The sequence below is a fragment of the Vibrio sp. Vb0598 genome, assembly GCF_033338935.1.
GTDB classification, from domain to species: domain Bacteria; phylum Pseudomonadota; class Gammaproteobacteria; order Enterobacterales; family Vibrionaceae; genus Vibrio; species Vibrio alginolyticus.
On record NZ_JAWOTP010000018.1, the window covers coordinates 36,683 to 61,226 of the forward strand.

Consider the following 24,544-nt stretch of genomic DNA (forward strand, 5'->3'; position numbering starts at 1 on the left):
TTGTTATAGTAAGTGGTTTGCATTTCGCATACTGATTCCTTCACCAGATTACGAAGTTGGATACCGTCTATGGATCACAATCCGCAGTCACAGCTAAAGTCACTTGTTATTAAAGGCAAGGAACAAGGCTATCTGACCTACGCCGAAGTAAATGACCACCTACCTGCTGAAATCGTAGATTCAGAACAGGTAGAAGACATCATTCAGATGATCAACGACATGGGCATTAAGGTAGTAGAAACTGCTCCTGATGCTGATGATTTAGCACTGAACGATGACACAAATATTACCGATGAAGATGCAGCCGAAGCTGCAGCCGCTGCACTTTCTAGCGTAGAGAGTGAGATTGGTCGTACAACAGACCCAGTACGTATGTACATGCGTGAGATGGGTACTGTCGAACTTCTAACTCGCGAAGGCGAAATCGACATCGCAAAACGTATTGAAGAAGGTATTAACCAAGTTCAATCGTCTGTTGCTGAATACCCAGGCACAATTCCGTACATTCTTGAGCAATTTGACAAAGTTCAAGCTGAAGAACTACGTCTTACAGACCTAATTTCAGGTTTTGTAGATCCAGATGCTGACGACACCGCTGCACCAACGGCAACACACATCGGTTCTGAACTGACTGAATCTCAGTTAGAAGAAGAAGACGATGAAGACGTTGATGACGACGAAGATAGCGATGACGATTCAGATGATTCTGAAGAAGATGTAGGTATCGATCCAGAATTAGCGCTAGAGAAATTCAACCAACTACGCAGCACCTATCAAAATCTTCAATTAGCAATCAACGAGTACGGCTATAACAGCCCGAAAGCAACCGTTGCTAATGAAATGATGCTAGACGTATTCCGCGAGTTTCGTCTAACGCCTAAACAGTTTGATCACCTAGTGAATGAACTGCGTACTGCTATGGATCGCGTTCGTACTCAAGAGCGTCTGATCATGAAGTCAGTGGTTGAATACGGCAAAATGCCGAAGAAATCATTCATCGCGCTGTTCACTGGTAATGAATCAAGTGAAGCTTGGCTGGATGAAGTTCTTGCTTCAGACAAGCCATACGCTGAAAAGATCAAACGTAACGAAGAAGAAATCCGTCGTTCAATCGCTAAGCTAAAAATGATTGAAGAAGAGACTTCTCTAAACGTACAGAACATTAAAGACATCAGCCGTCGTATGTCTATCGGTGAAGCAAAAGCTCGCCGTGCGAAGAAAGAGATGGTTGAAGCGAACTTGCGTCTTGTAATTTCTATCGCGAAGAAATACACCAACCGTGGCCTACAGTTCTTGGATCTGATCCAGGAAGGTAACATCGGTCTGATGAAAGCGGTAGATAAGTTCGAATATCGTCGTGGTTACAAGTTCTCGACTTACGCAACGTGGTGGATCCGTCAGGCAATCACTCGTTCAATCGCGGACCAAGCACGTACGATTCGTATTCCGGTACACATGATCGAAACGATCAACAAGCTAAACCGTATCTCTCGTCAAATGTTGCAAGAGATGGGTCGCGAGCCACTACCGGAAGAACTGGCAGAGCGCATGCAAATGCCAGAAGACAAGATTCGTAAAGTTCTAAAAATCGCTAAAGAGCCTATCTCAATGGAGACACCAATCGGTGACGACGAAGATTCGCATCTAGGTGATTTTATCGAAGATACAACGCTAGAACTTCCGCTAGATTCTGCAACAGCAACTAGCCTTAAAGTGGCAACAAAAGACGTGCTTGCAGGTCTAACACCACGTGAAGCGAAAGTACTTCGTATGCGCTTTGGTATTGACATGAACACTGACCATACTCTAGAAGAAGTTGGTAAGCAGTTCGACGTTACTCGTGAGCGTATCCGTCAGATCGAAGCAAAAGCACTACGTAAACTTCGTCACCCAAGCCGCTCAGAGACTCTGCGCAGCTTCCTAGACGAATAATCGCAGCGCATACAAGCTTTTAGAAATCAAAAAAGGTGACTTTAGGTCACCTTTTTTATTATCTACTGTTCTAAGTGGATAAAAACTAAGCGCAATTGCCCTAGTTGGTATCTAGACACCTTGCAACGCTTCCCCTATAATCGTTGTCCTATTAAGGCCCCTTAGCTCAGTGGTTAGAGCAGTCGACTCATAATCGATTGGTCCGCAGTTCAAGTCTGCGAGGGGCCACCATATTCCGAAAGGCGTAGCAGGTTAATACCTACTACGCTTTTTTTGTATCTTATATCTTTGGGTACAGTTGCGGTAACTCGTCACTAACCTCGTAATAGCTTTTCCTCTTCCCCTCTTCTTTAACTATTATCTGGCTCTCTATACGAGCAATAGAAACAAAATGTCTGCTCGTGATTTAAACCATTGACCCTCAGACAACTTCTGATAGGATGGACATACAAACGTATGGACGTCTAAAACAAAAAATGGAGCTACAATGAAAAGTATTGGTCACTTAAAGAAACTAGCTTTGATTCTCACGGCAGTAGTCGGCTTAAGCGCTTGTGGAGAAAAAGATGACTCTGTCATTAAAGTGGGCGCGACAGTTGGACCACATGCACAAGTAGTCGAGGCGGTAGCGAAGGAGGCAGCAAAGCAAGGTTTGAATGTCGAAGTCATTGAGTTTTCTGACTACGTGACACCTAATGCCGCTCTTAGCGATGGTAGCATCGATATTAATAGCTATCAGCACCAGCCATTTTTAGACAACTTCAACAGTAGCCATAACGCCCAATTAGTATCAATTGGTCAGTCCATTCTTATGCGTATGGGGCTTTATTCCAATAAGTATCGCTCACTGCAAGAGCTTCCAAACAATGCACGTATAGCGCTTCCAAATGACCCTACCAACGGTGGTCGTGGTCTGTTGCTACTCGCCGATGCAGGTTTAATTGAGCTGAAACAGGGTGTTGGCCATAAAGCCGCCCTAACTGATATCACAAAAAACGCAAAATCATTTGAATTTGTCGAGGTAGATGCCGCTCAGCTACCAAGAACATTAGATGATGTGGACGCGGCTGCGATTACAATGAACTACGTAATGTCTTCTGGTTTAGATCCGAAGAAACAAAGTATCTATCTTGAAGCAAAAGACGCCCCATTAGCAGTCATGGTCATCGCCACTCGTGACGCAGACAAAAATAATGAAGCGTATAAAAAGTTCGTTTCTATTTATCAATCTCAAGCGATTCGTGATTATCTCGATCGCACTTTCAAAGGCACAATCGAAGCAGCTTTTTAATCAATAAAGCAGCGAATACTTTGCCCCACGAATCAGATAGAAAAGAGGCTAATGTTTTCTCATAGCCTCTTCTTTTCATTACTCACTAAATCGACTCATTGTCGACTTTCAGCCTCTAACTTCATTGCCAAATAAGCTTGGTCAGCAGAAACCAATTCAGGACGGTTAATCAACTTCCAGAGGAAGTATGGTGGGATTAAAAATACGATGAAGTAGAGAGATTCATGGAAGAAAACATCGGCTATCGTTTGCTGATGCTCCCAAAGTGCCGTCAGTGCGAAGAGCTCTAACATCACGCCTAATACGCCAAAGACGACAGAGACAACAATCGCTAAACCCAGTAGTTCTCTAATAAAGTGCTTGTATGCCATGATACTAATTCCTTCTAGCAATAAGTCATACTAACTTACGCTCATAAGAAAGAAGCCAGCTTGACTATCATCAAACTCCCCTCATCACAGTTAAGAACTTAGTTTTATAAAAAAGGACTTGTATATAGCATCATTGAAGATTGACCTCTCTATCACAATACAATGACATCATTTCTCGACTTTGAGACTAGCCTTTTACATTTATCAGCAGTGTAAACAAGAGGTCATAATGAAAAAATATACCTATCCTTTACTTGCTATCTCAGGTGGTCTTTTATTGACGGGCTGCGGTAGCGACGACTCTTCATCCGATACAGAAGCAGCCACTTTTTCTCTCAGCGTTTCCGATGCTCCTGTTGACGATGCCAACAAAGTCGTTTTAGCGTTTCAAGATGTTGTCCTTGTACCATTTGACCCTGAAACTGGCGAGCAAACTGGAGAACACATTCTGTTAGATGCTAGTGACAATGGAGCACTACACCAAGTTGATCTAATGGAATATCAGGGAAGCAACGCTAAAACGATCATTCACGAACAGGACATCGCTCCTGGTGATTATGCTATGTGTGTGTACGCTAAAGACGGCAAACAATTAAACGATACAACACTGTCATACGTAGAGAAGACAGACGGCAACATCAAAGGCTTAGTTGTACCTAGCCGAGGCAGCTGTTTTGGTTTTAAACCAGATACGAGCGATCAAGGTCGCTTAAAGTTTTCGCAAAAAGGTCAGTATGTAAAAATTCATACTGGTCATAATAGCTATGTTGTCGAGTTTGACTTACGCAAAGGTCTGGCGGATCCAACAGGCAAAGATTACATGAACATGAACTCTAATGCGGTAAGCTTAGTAAACGCATCAGAATCAGGTCATATTAGTGGTAAAGTCAGTGAAATTCAGTATCAAGCATGTGAAGCAGACAGTGCCGCATCAAATGCAATAAATGACGTTCCTGCCGTTCACTCTGTTTATCTGTATACAGGTTCAATGGATCGCTCAACCATGGGCGATATGGGTGCGACAGATCCACTCAACGCGCCAGTTGCGGTAGCTAACGTGAATGAATCGCAAGACGAAGAAGGTAATACAACCTACAGCTACGAGTTTGGTTACATCGGCCCGGGTACTTACAGCATTGGCTACACATGTACTGCGTATATTGATACGCCAGACGCTCATGAAACTTCAGAAGACGGTTTCTTGATTTACCAGCACTACACGCCAGTTGATGTTGTCGAGGCAGAACTGACAACTCAGGACATTAATCCAATTCTTTAAGTCACCATATTAAAAAAGCCGCTCGTACTGAGCGGCTTTTTACTTAGTCAGAAAGGTAATATTGAACCGTCGATACCACTCGGACTTTTTTAATGTAAGGCGTGTTGCTGTCTCGGTCATAAATCGAGAACTGCCCTTGAGTTGCACGTTTGATCTTACCCAGTGAACTCTGTGAGTCTTTCGCAAATTTCTCAGCCACTTCACGCGCATTCTTAGTCGCTTCTTCGATCATGTCTGGCTTCACATCATTCAGCTTAGTAAAGCTGTACTCAACACGATTTGCATAAGGATCTTGGTTAAGCAAAACGCCTTGTTTTCCTAGCTCACCTATTTCATTGATTGCCGCTCGAACAACATCAACACTCTGGCTGTAAACCGTAACGGTTCGCGAGGCCAAATAACGATACTCAATGTCTTGCTCGCTCCCATATTGCTGTGCTTTTCTGTCAATGACCGCTGGGGAAGAAAGGGAAACGCTGGTTTCAGGAAGCCCTTTGGCAGTTAGAAAGTCCAAAATCAAACGGGTTTGCTGGTCAATTTCATCAAACATGGCTCCCATATCATTACTCGCCAGAGTAAATTGAATCGGCCAAATCACCGTATCAGCAGGATACTCACGCTCCGACAAACCTTTTACTGTAACGACTCTTTCATAGGCTCGGTATTTCACCGCCGTCTGCTGCATAAAATAGCCAAGGATGCCAAGACCAAGTATCAAACTTAGCCCAATCCAAAGTGCTGCTTTATTGGAAACTCGTTCCATTATTTCCCCCTGATAAATATCAACTTAGCTTAATCTTTGTTCTAGATAAGATAGCCTATCTATTGTTTTAAGAGGGAGACATAACGCGAGTTTTGATTCATAGCACAGTGATATACCGTTTTCTTTAGTCAATAAAGCTTCATTAGTTTGTCACCAAAAGCTCATGCTTTTGCCTCTGAACTGTCATCTGTAATTTCTACTATCCAATCAGCAACTTGTACGCTGAGGTAAATATGGATAGTTCAACCCCTTTTCGTCTCCCTCGTAAAACGCCGTTTGGCATTGGTGAAAACGTTGCTGAATGGGCAACCGGTTTAAACCAACTTGATAAGTTCTACGCTCAACGCCCCGTTAATGCCGATATCAAAACTTTTCTCCGCTTCACGCTGGATATCTTAGGTATCGATTATCGCATTGCTCATGGTTCACTCGACTCAGTACCTAAACAAGGAGCTACCGTCATTGTGGCGAACCACCCGCTTGGTTGTGTGGAAGGCGTCATCTTGGCCGAACTCTTGTTGATGGTACGAGACGATATCCAAATTCTAGCCAATCAATACCTGAAAACCGTACCAGAGTTAGATCAGCTCTTCATTGGTGTCGATGTGTTTGAAGGCAGAGACGCCGTCAAATCGAATATGAAGGCCCTCAGAGCGGCTAATAAACACCTCGCAAGTGGCGGCTTATTGCTTGTCTTTCCTGCCGGTGAGGTTTCCCAGTTAGTCGATGCCAAACAGCAACGCTTGGAAGACAAAGCGTGGAGTCGAAGCGTAAGTAGCCTGATCCGCAAAAACAAAGCAACGACAGTTCCAGTATTCATCAGTGGTCAGAACTCGAAACGCTTCTATATGGCAGGGAAAATCCATCCACTTTTGCGCACCCTACTGCTTGGGCGAGAACTGCTGAACAAACAGGCGCAAACCATCAACTTATCCTTTGGCCAAGCGATAAAATTTAAAGAGATCAACACGCTTAACGATGATCAAGTAGTGAACTATTTGCGGCTCAACACTTACTTACTCAATCGTGAAATCCAATCGGTGAAGCCCTCTTCCTCATCAGAACGGCTCTCACCAATAGCGGCAGGGTTACCCGTAGGCGAATTGCTTGAAGAACTGAACAACTTACCAAAAGAGTCCAAGCTGCTAACAAGTGGTGAGTTCGATGTCTACTGCACGGAGTCGCAGAATATCCCTTCCCTACTGCATGAAATTGGTCGCCTACGTGAGCTCAATTTCCGACAAGTTGGCGAAGGGACGGGACTAGCAATAGACATTGACCATTTCGATCATGATTACCTGCATCTGTTTGTGTGGGACAGAGAGAATCAATGCTTGGTGGGCGCGTATCGTTTAGGTCTGGTTGATCAACTGATTGAAAAGCGCGGCGTAGCAGGTCTGTATTCACGAACGTTGTTTAACTATGACCAACGCTTTATCGACCAAATGGGTAAATCCATTGAGATGGGGCGCTCTGTGATTGCACAGCAATATCAAAAGAGCATGAGCGCGCTACTGCTGCTGTGGAAAGGCATCGCAACGTTCGTTCATCAAAACCCAGATTACACTCACCTATTTGGTCCGGTAAGCATTAGCAACGATTATAGCGATACTGCACGTCAATTACTGGCTCAATCAATGACACTGCACCACTACGACAACAATTGCGCAGAGTACGTCACACCTTCTAACCCACTTCCTGAGCACCACCGTGACTGGAACACCAGCATGCTCACAGCTCTGGGTGATTTACAGCTATTGTCACGTGTCATTGCCAGAATCGATGAAGGGAAAGGAGTGCCCGTTTTGCTGCGTCAGTACTTAAGCCTCAATGGCAAGCTGGTATGCTTCAACGTCGACCCTGCATTCAATAACGCTCTAGATGGATTGATTATGGTGGATTTGCGCGATGTTCAAGAAAAGACGTTGGCAAGGTATATGGGACGCGAGCAAGCTCATGACTACCTCGTCTATCATACTAATAGCAACGATGATTAAGAACAGTGATTAAGTAGAGAGTTGGGAATCACAAGAAGAACCGTGTGGCGACTCTCTTTATTTACCCTTTCATCAACTAATTAGGCGTGCTCCGTGAAGTGCGCCGAAAAGACTCTCATAGATACAATCTATCGAAAGATCTAGATAGCATTTATCTCACCAATTCCGTCACAAACTTTCACAAAAAACAAAAACAGATCCAAGTCACACTTTAAATCCACCACAACTCAACACAAAACGTGACATTGATCATCACAAGCATTTAATTCGAATTTCAAAAAAAATCAAAAGTGATCAAAGTCACAAAGTATTTTGATTTTAATTTTGTCAGAAGATCGGATTGATCACTAAGATTTTTATTGACAGGTTTGAAAGTTGCTTTTTGTTATTAAGTTACAAGTTAATAAGTTGAACTTGGTCACTTAAAAACCGTTTCTCGGCCTAAGAAATGCGGGCGTAGATCACGAAAAACCCGTTGTCAGTTCCAATTGGAAAATGTGTGGTAAATTGATTGGGTACTAAGCAATCAAACAAACGGTTTTGGCGAACCGTTTACTACAACAAGATTCATCAGAACATCGAACGGGGAATTGTTATGATATCACCAGATGCCAAGATCAAGATACAAAATTTTGGTCGTTTTCTGTCAAACATGGTAATGCCAAACATCGGCGCGTTTATCGCGTGGGGCTTTATCACTGCTCTATTTATCCCAACTGGATGGCTACCAAACGAAACGTTAGCCTCTATGGTTGGCCCAATGATTACCTACTTGCTGCCACTACTTATCGGTTACACCGGTGGTAAATTAGTTGGTGGCGATCGTGGTGCGGTAGTCGGTGCAATCACAACAATGGGTGTGATTGTCGGCACAGACATCCCAATGTTTATGGGGGCAATGATGGTCGGCCCAATGGGCGGCTGGGCTATCAAGAAATTCGATAACTACATCGATGGTAAAGTAAAAAGTGGCTTCGAGATGTTGGTTAACAACTTCTCTGCGGGCATCATCGGCATGCTATGTGCGATCCTTGCCTTCATCTTTATCGGTCCATTCGTAAAAATTCTTTCTGGTGGCTTGGCGGCTGGCGTTAACTTCCTAGTTTCTGCTCACCTACTACCACTGACTTCAATCTTCGTTGAACCTGCGAAGATCCTGTTCCTAAACAATGCGATCAACCACGGTATTTTCTCTCCACTGGGTATCCAACAAGCGTCTGAAACAGGTCAATCGATCTTCTTCCTAATCGAAGCAAACCCAGGTCCTGGTCTAGGTATCCTGCTAGCTTACATGGTGTTTGGTAAAGGTACGGCTCGTCAAACGGCAGGTGGTGCATCAATCATCCACTTCTTCGGCGGTATCCACGAGATTTACTTCCCATACATCCTAATGAACCCTCGCCTAATCCTTGCGGCTATCGCAGGTGGTATGACTGGCGTATTCGTTCTAACTATCTTTAACGCAGGTATCGTTTCTCCAGCATCACCAGGTTCAATCTTTGCAATCTTGTTGATGACTCAGAAAGGCTCAATCGTTGGTGTTCTAGCGTCTATCGCAGCAGCAACAGGTGTGTCATTCGCGGTAGCAGCACTACTAATGAAGACACAAACGTCCACAGAAGAAGACGGTGATGAAGCAGCACTAGAAAAAGCAACATCACAAATGAAAGACATGAAATCTGCATCTAAAAACGATGCGGTGGTAAACAGCCAAAGCAAAGGTGACGTAGACCTAGCGACAGTACAAAGCATCATTGTCGCTTGTGATGCGGGCATGGGCTCGAGTGCAATGGGCGCGAGCATGCTACGCAAAAAGGTTCAAGACGCAGGTCTGAACATCCACGTAACCAACCTTGCCATTAACAGCTTACCAGAGAGTGCAGATATCGTGATTACTCATAAAGACTTAACGGATCGTGCACGTAAGCATGCTCCAAACGCACACCACATTTCATTGACTAACTTCCTAGACAGCGAGATGTACAACCAGCTAGTCACCAAACTACTAGCAGCGCAAAACCAATCCGCAGCCAATGACGACCAAATGGTAAAAGTTTCGCTCGTGGCAGCAAACGACGACAACTTCGAGCCACAGCAAACGTCGGTGTTCCAAATCCAGCGTGAAAACATTCACCTAGGTTTGAAAGCTGCCAACAAAGAAGAAGCGATTCGCTTCGCGGGCAACAAGTTGGTCGAACTTGGCTACGCAGAACCAGAATACGTAGACGCGATGTTTGAGCGTGAAGCATTGGTTCCAACTTACCTAGGCGAATCTATCGCAGTGCCTCACGGCACGGTAGAAGCGAAAGACCGCGTGAAGAAAACCGGCATTGTAATCTGCCAATACCCATCGGGTATCCAATTTACTGAAGACGACGATGATGTAGCGAAACTGGTTATCGGCATTGCCGCTAAGAACGATGAGCACATCCAGGTGATTACCACCATTACGAACGCGCTCGATGAGCCGGAGACAATTGAGAAGCTAACCAGTACCAACGATGTGGAAGAGATTCTGAACATCCTTGGCTGTCAACAAGCGGCTTAATTACCCCTTTAATTTGCTCCTGAGGCAAATGAGGTCAGCTGTCACCCCCTATGCGGTTGGCCTCCCCCTAGTTTCGTAAGTCAACATTTTAGACATTGGTAGGTAAGAATTATGAAAAACGCAGTTCATTTTGGCGCAGGTAACATTGGTCGTGGCTTCATCGGTAAACTATTAGCAGATGCAGAAGTCGAGGTCACATTTGCAGATGTAGACGCACCACTCGTCGATCAACTGAGTCACAAGCAAGAATACAAAGTAAAAGTGGTCGGTACTGAGTGCCAAATCGACACAGTAACTCACGTCACCGCGGTAAACTCAGCCAGTGAAGATGTCATTGACCGCATTGTAAAAACCGACTTGGTCACAACAGCGGTTGGCCCTAACGTACTGGACATCATTGCAAAAACCATCGCTACCGGCATAGCTAAGCGCTTTGCAGCAGGTAACGATAAGCCATTGAACATCATCGCGTGTGAAAACATGGTTCGTGGCACCACACACCTAAAAGGTGAAGTGTACAAACACTTGGATGAATCATTGCACGCGAAAGCAGACGAATTGGTTGGCTTTGTCGATTCAGCGGTAGACCGCATCGTGCCACCAGCAGAAGCAGCGAACGATGACCCACTAGAAGTGACGGTAGAGAGCTTTAGCGAATGGATTGTGGATGAGCAGCAATTCAAGGGCGAAATCCCTGACATAGCTGGCATGGAAAGAACCAACAACCTAATGGCATTCGTAGAACGCAAGCTATTCACTCTCAATACAGGCCACTGCATTACCGCTTACCTAGGTTGCTTGAAAGGCCATCGTACAATTCGTGAAGCGATTGAAGACCCAAGTATTCATGCTGAAGTAAAACAGGCGATGCAAGAGAGTGGTGAGGTGTTGATCAAACGTTACGGCTTCGACCGTGACATGCACAATGCTTACATCGAGAAGATTCTAGGACGCTTTGCCAACCCATACTTAGTGGATGAGGTTGATCGCGTAGGTCGTCAACCAATTCGTAAATTAGGTGCAAACGATAGATTAGTGAAGCCTTTACTCGGTACAATTGAGTATGGCACTGAAAATCAAACACTTTTGAAAGGCATTGCCGCTGCGTTGAAGTACACTAACGACACTGACCCACAAGCCGTAGAGCTACAAAACTCATTAAAAGAAGTGGGAGTGAAGAAGACGCTAGCGACACACACAGGTCTTGCAGAAGACAGCGATGAAGTGGCTCAAATCGAGACACTTTACAACCAACTTTGATTTACCTAGGGGAGCTCGGCTCCCCTTCTATGTCCTTCTCTGCTTGAAGAGTTGGGATAGCTAATAATTAGAAATGTATTCAGTATATGGCAGATAACATCAACGAAACCGAGATCATTGAGCGATTAAACAGCGCACCATCGGTACGAGGCTTTTTCATTGCAGCAGTCGACGTTTTTAACGATTCGATCGACGGGTTGGTGCAAAGAATCTTTCGTAAAGATAACTTCGCTGTTCAATCGGTTGTCGGTCCGCTGCTACAAGACTCTGGACCACTGGGCGATCTGTCTGTTCGTTTGAAGTTATTGTTTGGCTTGGGAGTGCTCCCCGATGACATTTACCACGACATCGAAGACATCATCAAACTCAAAAACCAACTCAATAGTGACGCTTCAGATTACGAATTCACTGACCCGAATATTCTAGAACCAATTAAGAAACTGCACTTGGTGAAGAAAATGGGCATGGTACAACTGGAAGTCAGCGAACCAGATGACGACATCGACCTTGAGTTTTATCAGCTACAACTGCAACGTCAACAACAAATCATTAAGTCAGGGCTCTCACTTGCCATTGTCGAGATTTGCAATGAGCTCGGCAAAGACAGCCCTTTTTAATCGAAAAACTGGCAAGGAAGCCTCCTCAACTCGCCCCTCTTTTTGCACATTCTTCTATACAACGTGCGTGAAAGCCATCACAGTCCATATTCCGATGTCTCTGTAACATCAGACCAATCTATCGCTAGTATTGAAACGGTATCGCATGCTTTCAATCGAAGACACTAAAACTAAGTGGGAGTTTTTCCAGAAACACCACTGGGTATCTCCAGAATTTTCCCGCACTCCCGTCCTCGAGTCGTGGGAGCGTTGCATAAAGCAATGCAGCCCTTACACCTGGTCAAAACCACATATTGCCTCTGGATTTACCTTCTCATCTCTAATGAAGCGCAACGAACATCTCATCGAATGCGCCACGACCGTACTTGAAGATACGTACGATATGCTTGGTGACGAAGACCTGGTATTGATGGTAACCGATGGCAACGGCTGTATTCTCTCCACCGTCGGGCACGACTCTATGCGACAAGAGATGCAAACGCTCGGCATAAAACAAGGCTGTTTTCTCTCCGAAGGAAAGATAGGCACAAATGCAGTCAATCTCTGTATCAACACTCATATCCCGTGTGAAGTTTTTGCTGCCGAACATTTCAATCGCCACTTGCACTCTTATGCCTCTGTAGCGGCGCCTGTTTTTGACCAATTTGGCAAATTACGCGGTACAACATGCCTTTTCAGAAAAGCGGAAAGCTATAAGAAAGAAGACTTAGTCATCATCGCGTCGAGCGCGAAAGAAGTCAGCTTGCAAATCCACATTCAGTCGGAACAAGAAAACATGAACCGCCTCACTTGTGCGCATAACGCAACGTTAGAGTGCATGGATGACGGCCTTCTAGCGTGGGATGAAGAAAATCGCATCACCATGGTAAATCACCAGTCCGAGCGTTTGTTAAACATTGAAGCCAGTCAGGTCTTGGATAAAGAAGTCTTTTCTGTTTTACGCTTCCCACCGAATGTCCTTACTAGTATTGAGTCAGGTGCGAGCATAAACCGTAAACTCACAACGGTAGAGGTTCGTGGCGAGTTTGTTGAAGCGATCATCACCTTGCGTCCACTCAACGACGGCACACACTTATTGTTCTTGCACCCTATCGATAAAATTCGCGAACTTGCTCAACAACAAATAGGTGGCAGTGCGCGCTATACGTTCAGCACTTTGCCCGTCATTTCACGAAAAATGAAGCATGTCATTACCGTGGCAAAACGGGCCATAAAGTCCAAATCACCGATTCTAATTACAGGTGAAGAAGGCGTAGGAAAAGCCACTCTCGCCATGGCGATTCATAACGAAAGCACCTACAAAGAAGGGCCGTTCATTACGCTCAACTGCCGCTCCATCAATACAGAGCAACTGGTCAAAGAAACCCTGGGGTATGACGAAGGGCAAGGCATGCCTTCAAAGTTTGAGCTCGCCCATGGCGGTACGCTCTTTTTAGAAAAGGTGGAATATCTGTCACCCGATTTACAAGCCGTGCTACTTAAGTTGTTAAAAACTGGGCTCGTCAGCCGCAGCGACAGTTTGCGATTGATCCCCGTAGATTTTCAACTTATTACCAGCACCGCTTCAGAGATCAGCGAGTATGTCACTCAGCGCTCATTTGGTCGGCAACTTTATTATGAAATCTCCTCGAACGAGCTGCATATTCCACCACTACGAAAGCGTAAAGAAGACATTGAATTTCTCGTCCAGCAGCTTATCAGCCATTACGAACGCCGCCACAATGTGACGATCTCGATAGAGCCAGTCGCACTGGAAGCGTTGATGAATTTTCGTTGGTCAGGCAATAACTCCGAATTAAGAAACCGAACTGAGCGAATTTTGCTGAACCGCAGTTCGAACTTAATCAAGCTGAACGATATTCCTGAAGACATTAAACTGAATTCTTGCCATACCGCAGAAAATACGCCAGTAATCACGTTAGAAGAAGCCGAGAGAAGAGCTATCGTTCAGGCTTGGAATCAGTGTGATGGCAAAATGCATGATATGGCGAAAGCATTGCAAATTGGCCGCACTACCTTATGGAGAAAAATTAATAAGTTTGGGCTGCAGGAGCAAATGAAGCTGTATTAAGCCAAGAAGTGGCGTTCCTACAAAAAGTAAAACCGGCGTAAGCACGCCGGTACAGATGTACTAACGATAAGATATCGACTAAACATCGACAGACAACTGACGAATCTGCGCTTTTAGTCCCGGTAGCAGACTCGCACTGGCGCTGAATTTTCGCAACCCCACGCGAAGCAATGTTTCTGTGGCATTTGGATCGCCAGCCATCTCACCACACATACTAACCGGTATACCCGCGCGATCGCCTGCTGCACACGTGAGCTCAATGGCTTTTAGTACCGATGGTTCAAAGTAGTTCACCAATTCAGCAACAGCGGCGTTACCTCGATCGGCGGCCATAACATATTGAGTCAAATCATTGGTGCCGATAGAGAAAAAGTCGACTTCTTGGGCTAACGCATCAGCATTTAATACTGCGGCTGGCACCTCAATCATAATACCAACGGGCAAATGAGTCGCATCCAAGCCGAGTTGGTTTGCTTGATGCGCCAACAGCGCTTTTACTTTTCTCACTTCTTCAACCTGAGCCACCATCGGTATCATCAATTGAATATTCGGTTGCTCGTGAAAGGCTCTCAGAATGGCTCGAAGTTGAGCGGTAAACAATGACTCATGTTGAAGACACAACCGCACCCCTCTCAAACCTAAAAATGGATTATCTTCTGCTGGCATAGGATAAGCGGCTAAAGGCTTGTCACCGCCAACATCTAGACTACGAATCGTAAGTGGCTTATCACCAAGTGCGGCAGCAATATCACGATACACTTGATATTGCGCTTCCTCAGTCGGCAACTCATCACTGTTTTGAAATAGAAACTCAGTCCGAAATAGACCAACGCCCTCAGCCCCCGATGTTAGTGCATCATCAATATCTTTCGGTCCACCAATATTGGCGAATACTTGAATATGGACACCATCACAGGTGACTGCGGCTTGCTGAGCACTCGCTAATGCACGTTGTCGGATGCTTTGCCACTCAATTTGCTGAGCTTCTAATTCCTGCTGTACGGCATCTGAAGGAGAGAACCATAAATGCCCTCGGAAGCCATCAATAGTCACCACTTGACCAGCACGCACAGCATCAAGGCAGCCCTGAGCTTTAACGATGGCAGGAATCCCCATCGCACGAGCAAGAATCGTACTGTGAGAGGTTTTCCCTCCCTCACTCAAACAGATACCAAGCACTTTCGATTTATCAAGCCCGGCCACATCAGAAGGCATCAGGTCGCGGGCCAACAAAATACTCGGTTCCTGAATGTCGATGGCATTAGGCGTTACGCCTGTCATTTCGACCATAACTTGGCGTGCGATATCATGTACATCTGCTTCGCGTTCCCGCATGTACTGACTTTCTGCCTGGCGAAACTCTTCGGCCAACGTTTGCAGTGATTCTACCCAAGCTTGCTCGCCTATCATGCCCGTTTGAATTCGCGACTCGACCGATGCCCATAATTCTGGGTCACTGAGCATCATGCTATGAGCAGCAAATATTTCCCCTTTCGGCTGCTTCGCTTGCTCCTGCAAATGTTGAACAACCACGCCTATCGCACGCTTAACCCGTTCAATTTCATCTTGTTCACTTTGGAAATCACGTTCAGGCACTGCTGGCATTTCATGAGTAAAAAGGACAGCAGGAGCAGTAGCGATACCGTCATTGACTCGAATACCAACAACAGCACCTTCAATCTGATTTGAGGCCATGCCATCGAGCAGAGTATCTGAACTTTCTTCAGGTTCGATAATGCCTTGCTCAACCGCCTCTTTTTCTCCGAAGTGCTCATAAGCTAAGGCTTCAAATGCCTTGATTGCTTCACTGGATTGAGAGCCGAGTGCGCACAGCGTGATCGTCTCTTGGCTACGAACGCCAAGTTTCGCAATGCTGTTTAAGCTTTTCGCGTTCACACGGCGCTCGCCTTTTTTCAACCATAATTGGCAGTCAAAAGGCGCGAGTGCACCAACAATGGCCGCAGCGGGACGAGCATGTAATCCATGCGGATTTTGCACTACCCAATCAAATGTCCATTCTTGCTCAAAGCTCTCTGATACTGGCGCTATCTCAGCGGATGTTAGTGGCTGATCACCAAGGTGCTCTTGTTTTACGCTTAACGCATTCTGTGCCTCTTCGACTACCGTCGATAAAGGCAGTCCGGCGGCGGCAGCCACCGACGCCGCCATGGTTCCTTCAACAATAGGTGCCGAGATAAGGGTGACATTTTCCCTCACATGATCATCAATCAGATCCAGAGCCATTTCCGTGCTAAGCAACGCGCTGCCAAGATCCATCAACACAACAACCCCTTGTTGATCTTGTACCTGCTCAATCGCTTCCATCACGGCAATGGCATCGGTTCCGATCGGGTTCTCTGGATCATCAATCCCAGCAGCAATCGCAAGCTTGGCTTTGCCTTGCGTCATTTGGGTGGCAAGTTCTGCCACCCCTTCGGCAAGTCGACGACTATGAGATACAACTACAATTCCCACCATCTTAATTACCTGCTATTGCCTGCTGTAGTGCTTTAATCATTAACAAAGAAGAGGTTGCACCGGGATCTTGGTGACCAATACTGCGTTCACCTAAATAGCTTGCTCGCCCTTTTTTCGCCAACATTTCAATCGTGGCAACCGCGTTCGTTTCTGCTAGCTCAACCATTTCATTAAGTAAGTGATCGGCGCTCATGCCATTTTCTAACGACGCCTTCACGCTAACTAAAACGGGTAACCAAACATCACACATGGTTTTATCACCCAGCTCTGCTTTACCACGAGACACCACGCCATCCACACCGCTTTTTAGTGCATCCACTAACTCTTCAAACGTTAATTGCTCTCGAGTTCCGACAGCGGCAGCCGTACGAATAAACAGCGTGCCATACAGCGGGCCACTTGCCCCACCGACACTAGAAAGCAAGGTCATACCCGTATTCTTGAGAATGCTGCCGATATTTTGGTCCGCAAATTGCGGCAGTTTTTCCGCAACTTTTTTAAAGCCACGGTTCATATTGAGACCGTGGTCGGCGTCACCAATATCACGATCAAGGTCGGTCAGAAAATCTTGATTCTCTTGATACGTTTTTGCACATAACTCTAGCCAGTGAACGATATGTTGTTTTTCAATTTGCATGTTTGCTCTCCCCTGTTACCACTTGATCGCGGCCGTATCGACAGGAGCATCAAACAGCTCCAACATCTCTTTGTCTGCCTTTAGCAACGTAATCGAAACGCCTTCCATATCGAGTGACGTACAGAAGTTACCAACCATATTACGCACGATACGGAACCCTGCTTGCTCGCAGTTATGAGCCAGACGACGGTACACTCCGTAAAGCTCTGAAGTTGGCGTACCACCCATACCATTCACCATCACGATGTAGTCGTGTTCAGCGGCGAAAGGCTCAATGCTGGATTCCACTTCATCCCATTCACCTTCGTCACGATTCCAACTACGCAATGTGCGCTGATAAGGTGTGTTTTCAGCAACTTCAGCAAACATTTCATCCACTAACGTATCGACATCGGTGTATTTCACTCGCTTGATACCTGGTTCGCCATGGATACCAACACCAAACTCCACTTCACCATCTTCCAGAACAAAAGATGGTTTACCTGCTGCGGGTACAACACAAGCGTTAAGCGCCACGCCAAATGAACGACAGTGGTTATTAACGCGACGAGCCAGTGCTTCACATTGCTCCAACGAATAACCTTTGCTCGCGGCAGCCCCAACTAACTTTTCAACCAATACCGTTCCAGCGACGCCACGGCGACCAGCGGTATACAGGCTGTCTTTGACTGCAACATCGTCATCCACCAACACCGACCCAACTTTGATGCCATCGGTATGAAGGAGCTCCACGGCCGTTTCAAAGTTCAACACATCGCCGGTGTAGTTTTTAATGATAAACAGCACGCCCTCACCGGTATTCACTTGGTTACCACATTCGTACATTTGATCAGGTGTAGGTGAAGTAAATACCTCTCCTGGGCAGGCGCCTGTCAGCATGCCTTTACCAATAAAACCTGCGTGCAAAGGTTCATGACCACAGCCACCACCAGAAACCAATGCCACTTGCCCCGGCGTTTCCTCATGCCACATGTAACGAGGTTCGTAGTTCGCTTTTAGCTCTGGGCGAGATAAAGCCAGACCTTCCATTTGCTGCAATACAACATCATCAACTTGGTTAATTAACTTTTTCATCGTTCTATCTCATTCCATTTATATTTTTATGTAGGGTATGAATTCATCTTAAACAGAGAAAAAGCGTGCTCAACAAAAATCAATCTGTTTCATATTGAAACAAAAACTTCGGCATTATTGTTTCAATATGAAACGAAAAACGACAAATTTTCCTGAATAGTGATCGTCGCCATAAAGCATGCTGATGCTTATTACTTCTGACAGTCGGTTTGACACAGAGGTCATAAAAGCATGGAACAAAACCAGAGATATCCTTCACCACTTACCACACCAAACCTAATATAAACCTTATCCCTACAATGGATATTCATTGCACTCCAAAACACACACAAAAAAGGTTAAAGGTTTGAATTATGGACAAAATTATTATCAGCCCAAGCAAATACGTCCAAGGTGAACAAGTACTTACATCTATCGCTCACTATGTGAAAACATTGGGTGAACGTCCGTTAGTAATTGCCGATGAGTTCGTGACTAACCTGGTTGGTGATGACGTCAAACAAAGTTTTGCTGACGAAAAGCTTCCACTCACTATGAACATTTTTGGTGGCGAATGTTCGCGCGTTGAGATTGAACGCATCACGGACATTTGTGCCACTCAAAAACACGATGTCATTGTCGGTATTGGTGGTGGTAAAACGTTAGATACAGCAAAGGCTGTTGCGTTTTACACCAAAATTCCTGTCGTGGTGGTTCCTACGATTGCCTCGACTGATGCGCCAACCTCAGCGCTTGCGGTGATATACACACCTGAAGGTGAATTTGCAGAATATTTGATGATCCCTAAAAACCCAGACATGGTCATCATGGATACGTCAGTCATCGCCAAAGCCCCTGTTCGCTTACTTGTATCGGGGATGGGCGACGCGCTTTCCACCTACTTTGAAGCTCGTGCCAACATGACTTCTGGTAAGGCAACAATGGCTGGTGGGTTAGCGACGCGTTCAGCACAAGCGCTTGCGAAACTTTGCTATGAAACCTTGCTTGAAGATGGTGTAAAAGCAAAAGCTGCGGTAGAAAATGGTGTGAGCACCAAAGCGGTAGAAAACATTATTGAAGCCAATACATACCTAAGCGGTATCGGTTTTGAAAGCAGTGGTCTAGCGGGTGCTCACGCTATTCATAACGGCCTAACTAAGCTTGAAGAGTGTCATCATCTCTATCATGGTGAGAAAGTCGCGTTCGGCACACTTGTTCAGCTGGTACTAGAAAACGCAGCGATGGAAGAGATTAATACGGTTCTTGCATTCTGCCGCTCTGTAGGTCTACCAACCAACTTATTTGATATGGGCGTTAAAGATCTTAACCACGCTAAGTTGCGCGAGGTCGCCGAAGCCTCAACGGCCGAGGGAGAAACCATCCACAATATGCCATTCCCAGTGACGGCAGAAAATGTCTACTCTGCAATTCTAACCGCTCACCAGTTGGGTCAATAACTCACCCCCTTAAAGTGGGCTTAAATAAAAAAGCGGCACATACTCTCGCATGTGCCGCTTGGATTTTTGCTGTTAAGCGTAATTACTCAACCGTCACCGCTTTCGCCAGGTTACGTGGTTGGTCTACGTCCGTACCTTTGATCAGTGCTACGTAGTAAGACAGTAACTGCATTGGGATGGTGTAGTAGATCGCCGCCGTGATTTCACTAACGTGAGGCATCGTTATGATCTTCATTGTTTCATCGCCTTCGAAGCCTGCGTCTGCATCTGCGAATACGTATAGAAGGCCGCCACGCGCACGCACTTCTTCAACGTTTGATTTTAGCTTTTCAAGTAGGTCGTTGCTTGGTGCAACCACAACAACTGGCATGTCAGCATCAATTAGAGCCAGAGGACCGTGTTTCAGTTCACCCGCCGCGTACGCTTCTGCGTGGATGTACGAGATCTCTTTCAGTTTTAGAGACGCTTCCATCGCGATTGGGTAGAACTCGCCACGGCCTAGGAACAATGTGTGGTGCTTGTCTGCAAAATCCGTTGCTAGTGCTTCAATTTCTTTCTCGAAAGAAAGTGCCGCGTTGATTTGCTTAGGAAGTGCGTGTAGCGCTTCAACAATCTCTTTTTCTTTCTCTTTGCTGATGCGGCCTTGCTCTTTACCTAGTGCCGTTACCAACATAAGTAGTGCAGAAAGTTGAGTCGTGAACGCTTTGGTTGAAGCCACACCGATTTCAACACCAGCGCGAGTCATGAACGCAAAATCTGATTCACGAACCAGAGAAGAGCCTGCTACGTTACAAATGGTCATCGCCGCCATATAACCTTTCTCTTTTGCTAGGCGAAGTGCTGCTAGCGTATCAGCGGTTTCACCAGACTGAGACAACGTAATCAATAGGCTGTTTGGACGAGTCACAAACTTGCGGTAACGGAATTCAGACGCAATTTCTACATCACAGCTAACGCCTGCAATGTCTTCAAACCAGTAACGTGCCGTCATACCTGCGTTGTAAGACGTACCACACGCCACGATTTGTACGTGTTCTACTTTGCTTAGAATGTCTGCCGCGTGCACACCGATCGCGTCTGTCACAACAGAATCTGACGTGATACGACCTTCCATTGTGTTGATCAACGCTTTAGGTTGCTCATAGATTTCTTTTTGCATGAAGTGACGGTATTGGCCTTTATCACCTGCATCATGCTCTGCGTTAGATTCAACAATTTCACGCTCAACTGGCTCACCCGTTGCATCAAACACAGTGACTTCACGGCGAGTAATTTCTGCTACGTCACCTTCTTCTAGGTACATGAAACGGCGCGTAACGTTAAGTAATGCAAGTTGGTCAGACGCTAGGAAGTTTTCACCTACACCAAAACCGATCACGATCGGGCTGCCTGAACGCGCTACTACGATGCGTGAAGGATCTTTGCGATCCAACGCTACCGTGCCGTATGCGCCTTCAAGTTGTTTTGCTGTTTTTTGTACCGCTTCTAATAGCGTTTCTGAAGTACGAAGTTCCCACTCAACCATATGTGCGATAACTTCTGTATCCGTTTGCGATTCAAACACGTAGCCACGAGATTGAAGCAGCTCACGCAGCTCTTCATGGTTTTCGATGATGCCGTTATGGACCACTGCGATATCACCAGACATGTGTGGGTGAGCGTTGATTTCAGAAGGTTCACCGTGCGTCGCCCAACGAGTGTGCGCAATACCAGTTCCGCCGATCACTTTTGCTTCTTCTACTGCATCAGCCAATTCTTGTACTTTACCCAAGCGACGAACGCGCGTTAGGTTTGATTCGCCATCAACAACCGCAACGCCAGCAGAGTCGTAACCGCGGTACTCTAAGCGGCGTAGACCTTCAACCAAAATTTCTGCAACATCTCGTTGTGCTACTGCACCTACGATTCCACACATGTGTTTATCTCCGTTTGTAGTTTTGTCCTTCCCTAGCCATGATTTCAAATAGAGGCAGCAAGCAAAGGCCTTTATCCAGAGGGAAGTGAAATATGAAACTGATTACATTATTAGGCGCAAATGACTTTCACGCCATGTTGTTCAATCTGTACTTTATGCTCTGCTTGGATATCTGCATCGGTCACCAACACATCAACTTGATGCCAAGCGAGCTCTAAGTTTGGGATCTTACGGCCGATTTTTTCGGACTCGATCATTACGATCACTTCACGTGACGCTTCTGCCATTACCTTACTTAAGCCAACCAATTCATTAAATGTCGTGGTTCCACGCTCGAGATCGATGCCATCCGCACCGATGAATAGTTGGTCAAAGTCGTAAGCTCGTAATACAGATTCGGCTACTTTGCCTTGAAAGGACTCTGAGTGCGTATCCCAAGTACCGCCAGTCATCAGCAGTGTCGGTTCGCTCTCTAATTCATTAAGAGCGTTAGCAACATGCAACGAGTTGGTCATGACCACTAAGCCACGTTTATCATTCAACTGTTGAATCAGCGCGGCAGTCGTGCTGCCACTGTCGATCACGATGCGATTATGATCGCGAATCAATGATGCTGCTGCTTTTGCTAAGCTTAACTTTCGAGTCGAAACATTAGCGCCCAATTCTTCGTGAATGACTTCCTTTGGGATAGCAATCGCACCGCCATAGCGGCGTAGAAGTTGGCCGTTTTTCTCTAAAGAAGCTAAATCCTTTCTAATCGTGACCTCTGAGGTTTCGAATTTCTGAGCAAGTTCATCAACGCTGACTTCTCCTAGTTCAGAAACCAAGTTAGAAATGGCGTGTCTTCTTAATTGAGTGTTTCGTTTCGACATTTAAGTTTTTATTTTAAGTTTCGATGTGAAACTTATTATAGTCAAACCGAAACTTTCAAGTCCATTTATTTCGATCCAAAAAATTAATATTTCTCGATAAAACCTTGTCCTAAGACAATTCTTAAACAGTGATATTGGATTCATTCAGTGGTAGAATTCGCCACCGAAAAGAAAAAAAATTACAGAATTGAAGGCTATTTTTTTGCAACTTTCTGCATATAAAGTGGGATTAGTCACAAAAAGGTAACCAAAATCGCCGATCTTTTAGTCATAAAATGACTAAACTTGGTGAAAGACTTTCAGAATCTGAAGTTCTAATAATGAGACGAAAAATCGGTGGGTGACAGGTACTAAATGTCATCAAAAACGTCCTGACTTCAGAGTAAATAACCGACTTTCAAATTGTAACTATACTTACCGGAGAGTATCTTCCATGAAAAAGACCAAAATCGTATGTACGATTGGCCCTAAAACAGAATCTGTAGAGAAGCTAACTGAACTAGTTAACGCAGGCATGAACGTAATGCGCCTTAACTTCTCTCACGGTGACTACGAAGAACACGGCACTCGTATCGCGAACTTCCGTAAAGTAATGGAAGCTACTGGCAAACCACTAGCAATTCTTCTAGATACTAAAGGTCCAGAAATCCGCACTATCAAGCTAGAAGGCGGTAACGATGTTGATCTAGTAGCAGGTCAAGAATTCACTTTCACAACTGACACTTCAGTTGTAGGTAACAAAGATAAAGTTGCAGTAACTTACGCTGGTTTCGCAGCAGACCTAAACGTAGGTAACACTATCCTAGTAGACGACGGTCTAATCGAGATGGAAGTTATCTCTAAGACTGAAACTGAAGTTAAATGTAAAGTTCTTAACAACGGTGCACTAGGCGAAAACAAAGGTGTTAACCTTCCTGGCGTTTCTGTAAACCTACCTGCACTATCTGAAAAAGATAAGAACGACCTTAAATTTGGTTGTGAGCAAGGCGTTGACTTCGTAGCAGCTTCTTTCATCCGTAAAGCGTCTGACGTTCAAGAAATCCGTGAAGTACTTGCTGCAAACGGCGGCGAGAACATCCACATCATCTCTAAGATCGAAAACCAAGAAGGTGTTGATAACTTCGATGAGATCCTAGAACTTTCTGACGGCATCATGGTTGCTCGTGGCGACCTAGGTGTTGAAATCCCAGCTGAAGAAGTAATCTTCGCTCAGAAAATGATGATCGAGAAGTGTAACCGTGCACGTAAGATGGTTATCACAGCAACTCAAATGCTTGATTCTATGATCAACAACCCACGTCCTACTCGTGCGGAAGCAGGCGACGTTGCTAACGCGGTAATGGACGGTACTGACGCAGTAATGCTTTCTGGTGAAACGGCGAAAGGTAAATACCCTGTTGAAGCGGTAACTATCATGGCTCAAATCGCGAACCGTACTGACTCAGCGCTAAAAGCTGAACTAGGTTCTCGTCTAGACAGCCCACGCCTACGCATCACTGAAGCAGTATGTAAAGGTGCAGTAGACACAGCTGAGAAACTAGCTGCTCCACTTATCGTTGTTGCAACTGAAGGCGGTAAGTCTGCACGTTCAGTACGTAAGTACTTCCCAACTGCAAACATTCTAGCGCTAACAACTAACAAGAAAACTGCTGCACAGCTAGTTCTAACTAAAGGTGTTACTCCTGTAGTTGTTGATTCAATCGAAAGCACTGACGCATTCTACGTAGCGGGTAAAGAACTTGCTCTAGAATCAGGTCTAGGTAACAAAGGCGATATCGTTGTTATGGTTTCTGGCGCTCTAGTTGCTTCAGGTACTACGAACACAGCTTCTGTACACGTACTATAAGACTGAACTTTTAACACTTCAGTTTCTTGAGAAGGAGGGCTTATGCCCTCCTTTTTTATATGGCTTTCTTGCTCTCATAATAGGCTAATTGTATTATTCACCTCTATCAGAATTTCGTACTGTTTAATTTTATCGTCACGATTAAAGTTTCTATGAG

17 protein-coding genes and 1 tRNA gene are annotated in these 24,544 nt (G+C 45.3%); 11 read left to right on the forward strand and 7 right to left on the reverse strand.

The annotated features are described in order from the left end of the window. The first annotated feature begins 69 nt into the window (after positions 1-69). The 3 genes from rpoD (at position 70) to R7Q38_RS17205 (ending at position 3,223) form a co-directional block, all read left to right on the forward strand. Entirely contained in the window at positions 70-1,932 is a 1,863-nt protein-coding gene (gene rpoD, locus R7Q38_RS17195) for an RNA polymerase sigma factor RpoD (protein WP_005395986.1), read from the forward strand. A 155-nt stretch (positions 1,933-2,087) separates the two neighbouring features. Next, a tRNA-Ile gene (locus R7Q38_RS17200) sits at positions 2,088-2,163 on the forward strand. A 256-nt stretch (positions 2,164-2,419) separates the two neighbouring features. Further along, on the forward strand, positions 2,420-3,223 hold the full coding sequence (locus R7Q38_RS17205; RefSeq protein WP_017633488.1) for a MetQ/NlpA family ABC transporter substrate-binding protein: 804 nt from the start codon (positions 2,420-2,422) through the stop codon (positions 3,221-3,223). A 95-nt stretch (positions 3,224-3,318) separates the two neighbouring features. Here the strand turns inward: R7Q38_RS17205 and R7Q38_RS17210 are convergent, their stop codons facing one another. Further along, on the reverse strand, positions 3,319-3,594 hold the full coding sequence (locus R7Q38_RS17210) for a hypothetical protein (protein ID WP_005383040.1): 276 nt from the start codon (positions 3,592-3,594) through the stop codon (positions 3,319-3,321). 229 nt (positions 3,595-3,823) lie between these two features. Between R7Q38_RS17210 and R7Q38_RS17215 the strand changes: the two genes are divergently transcribed. Next, on the forward strand, positions 3,824-4,873 hold the full coding sequence (locus R7Q38_RS17215) for a DUF4382 domain-containing protein (RefSeq protein ID WP_167415669.1): 1,050 nt from the start codon (positions 3,824-3,826) through the stop codon (positions 4,871-4,873). 43 nt (positions 4,874-4,916) lie between these two features. Here R7Q38_RS17215 and R7Q38_RS17220 read toward each other — a convergent pair whose 3' ends face one another. Next, positions 4,917-5,636 carry an SIMPL domain-containing protein gene (locus R7Q38_RS17220; protein ID WP_054576654.1) on the reverse strand — a complete coding sequence of 240 codons (720 nt, stop codon included), beginning with the start codon at positions 5,634-5,636 and terminating at the stop codon, positions 4,917-4,919. Between the two features lie 233 nt (positions 5,637-5,869). On the opposite strand from R7Q38_RS17220, the gene R7Q38_RS17225 reads away from it, so the two are divergent. From R7Q38_RS17225 to dhaR, 5 genes are all read left to right on the forward strand, one after another. Beyond that, complete coding sequence (locus tag R7Q38_RS17225) at positions 5,870-7,633, forward strand: lysophospholipid acyltransferase family protein (protein WP_167415668.1); 1,764 nt, start codon at positions 5,870-5,872, stop codon at positions 7,631-7,633. 595 nt (positions 7,634-8,228) lie between these two features. Beyond that, positions 8,229-10,181, forward strand: coding sequence for a PTS mannitol transporter subunit IICBA (locus R7Q38_RS17230; protein ID WP_262635641.1), 1,953 nt, complete (start codon positions 8,229-8,231; stop codon positions 10,179-10,181). A 111-nt stretch (positions 10,182-10,292) separates the two neighbouring features. Continuing rightward, positions 10,293-11,441, forward strand: a complete 1,149-nt coding sequence (locus tag R7Q38_RS17235; RefSeq protein ID WP_262635642.1) for a mannitol-1-phosphate 5-dehydrogenase — start codon at positions 10,293-10,295, stop codon at positions 11,439-11,441. Between the two features lie 86 nt (positions 11,442-11,527). After that, the gene (locus R7Q38_RS17240) at positions 11,528-12,058 is read left to right on the forward strand and encodes an MltR family transcriptional regulator (protein WP_005379708.1); all 531 of its coding nucleotides are present in this window, start codon (positions 11,528-11,530) and stop codon (positions 12,056-12,058) included. A 145-nt stretch (positions 12,059-12,203) separates the two neighbouring features. Then, positions 12,204-14,129 (forward strand): dihydroxyacetone kinase operon transcriptional regulator DhaR, encoded by a 1,926-nt coding sequence (gene dhaR, locus R7Q38_RS17245; RefSeq protein WP_213898403.1) that lies wholly within the window; start codon positions 12,204-12,206, stop codon positions 14,127-14,129. Between the two features lie 78 nt (positions 14,130-14,207). On the opposite strand, the gene ptsP is transcribed toward dhaR, so the two are convergent. The 3 genes from ptsP to dhaK are packed head-to-tail and all read right to left on the reverse strand — an operon-like array spanning position 14,208 to position 18,318. Further along, positions 14,208-16,607 (reverse strand): phosphoenolpyruvate--protein phosphotransferase, encoded by a 2,400-nt coding sequence (gene ptsP, locus R7Q38_RS17250; RefSeq protein WP_213893933.1) that lies wholly within the window; start codon positions 16,605-16,607, stop codon positions 14,208-14,210. Position 16,608: 1 nt separating this feature from the next. Then, a complete protein-coding gene (gene dhaL / locus R7Q38_RS17255) occupies positions 16,609-17,244 on the reverse strand; it encodes a dihydroxyacetone kinase subunit DhaL (RefSeq protein ID WP_005379705.1) in 636 nt (211 codons plus the stop codon). A 15-nt stretch (positions 17,245-17,259) separates the two neighbouring features. Further along, complete coding sequence (gene dhaK / locus R7Q38_RS17260; RefSeq protein ID WP_137281689.1) at positions 17,260-18,318, reverse strand: dihydroxyacetone kinase subunit DhaK; 1,059 nt, start codon at positions 18,316-18,318, stop codon at positions 17,260-17,262. A 353-nt stretch (positions 18,319-18,671) separates the two neighbouring features. Here dhaK and R7Q38_RS17265 point away from each other — a divergent pair, with 353 nt between their 5' ends. Further along, the gene (locus R7Q38_RS17265) at positions 18,672-19,754 is read left to right on the forward strand and encodes a glycerol dehydrogenase (RefSeq protein ID WP_206953639.1); all 1,083 of its coding nucleotides are present in this window, start codon (positions 18,672-18,674) and stop codon (positions 19,752-19,754) included. A gap of 82 nt (positions 19,755-19,836) precedes the next feature. Here R7Q38_RS17265 and glmS read toward each other — a convergent pair whose 3' ends face one another. Then, positions 19,837-21,669 (reverse strand): glutamine--fructose-6-phosphate transaminase (isomerizing), encoded by a 1,833-nt coding sequence (glmS, locus tag R7Q38_RS17270; protein ID WP_005379702.1) that lies wholly within the window; start codon positions 21,667-21,669, stop codon positions 19,837-19,839. A 110-nt stretch (positions 21,670-21,779) separates the two neighbouring features. Then, positions 21,780-22,541, reverse strand: a complete 762-nt coding sequence (locus tag R7Q38_RS17275; protein WP_005379701.1) for a DeoR/GlpR family DNA-binding transcription regulator — start codon at positions 22,539-22,541, stop codon at positions 21,780-21,782. Positions 22,542-22,974: 433 nt separating this feature from the next. Between R7Q38_RS17275 and pykF the strand changes: the two genes are divergently transcribed. Beyond that, a complete protein-coding gene (gene pykF, locus R7Q38_RS17280) occupies positions 22,975-24,387 on the forward strand; it encodes a pyruvate kinase PykF (protein WP_005392243.1) in 1,413 nt (470 codons plus the stop codon). The last annotated feature ends 157 nt before the right edge of the window (positions 24,388-24,544 follow it).

Excerpts from the sequence above, each read along its gene's own strand:
- glmS (WP_005379702.1), bottom strand. The coding sequence starts at position 21,669 with ATGTGTGGAATCGTAGGTGCAGTAGCACAACGAGATGTTGCAGAAATT.
- R7Q38_RS17230 (WP_262635641.1), top strand. The coding sequence starts at position 8,229 with ATGATATCACCAGATGCCAAGATCAAGATACAAAATTTTGGTCGTTTT.
- R7Q38_RS17275 (WP_005379701.1), bottom strand. The coding sequence starts at position 22,541 with ATGTCGAAACGAAACACTCAATTAAGAAGACACGCCATTTCTAACTTG.
- R7Q38_RS17225 (WP_167415668.1), top strand. The coding sequence starts at position 5,870 with ATGGATAGTTCAACCCCTTTTCGTCTCCCTCGTAAAACGCCGTTTGGC.
- R7Q38_RS17215 (WP_167415669.1), top strand. The coding sequence starts at position 3,824 with ATGAAAAAATATACCTATCCTTTACTTGCTATCTCAGGTGGTCTTTTA.
- rpoD (WP_005395986.1), top strand. The coding sequence starts at position 70 with ATGGATCACAATCCGCAGTCACAGCTAAAGTCACTTGTTATTAAAGGC.
- ptsP (WP_213893933.1), bottom strand. The coding sequence starts at position 16,607 with ATGGTGGGAATTGTAGTTGTATCTCATAGTCGTCGACTTGCCGAAGGG.
- R7Q38_RS17205 (WP_017633488.1), top strand. The coding sequence starts at position 2,420 with ATGAAAAGTATTGGTCACTTAAAGAAACTAGCTTTGATTCTCACGGCA.
- R7Q38_RS17240 (WP_005379708.1), top strand. The coding sequence starts at position 11,528 with ATGGCAGATAACATCAACGAAACCGAGATCATTGAGCGATTAAACAGC.
- R7Q38_RS17235 (WP_262635642.1), top strand. The coding sequence starts at position 10,293 with ATGAAAAACGCAGTTCATTTTGGCGCAGGTAACATTGGTCGTGGCTTC.
- dhaR (WP_213898403.1), top strand. The coding sequence starts at position 12,204 with ATGCTTTCAATCGAAGACACTAAAACTAAGTGGGAGTTTTTCCAGAAA.
- dhaK (WP_137281689.1), bottom strand. The coding sequence starts at position 18,318 with ATGAAAAAGTTAATTAACCAAGTTGATGATGTTGTATTGCAGCAAATG.
- pykF (WP_005392243.1), top strand. The coding sequence starts at position 22,975 with ATGAAAAAGACCAAAATCGTATGTACGATTGGCCCTAAAACAGAATCT.
- dhaL (WP_005379705.1), bottom strand. The coding sequence starts at position 17,244 with ATGCAAATTGAAAAACAACATATCGTTCACTGGCTAGAGTTATGTGCA.
- R7Q38_RS17265 (WP_206953639.1), top strand. The coding sequence starts at position 18,672 with ATGGACAAAATTATTATCAGCCCAAGCAAATACGTCCAAGGTGAACAA.
- R7Q38_RS17220 (WP_054576654.1), bottom strand. The coding sequence starts at position 5,636 with ATGGAACGAGTTTCCAATAAAGCAGCACTTTGGATTGGGCTAAGTTTG.
- R7Q38_RS17210 (WP_005383040.1), bottom strand. The coding sequence starts at position 3,594 with ATGGCATACAAGCACTTTATTAGAGAACTACTGGGTTTAGCGATTGTT.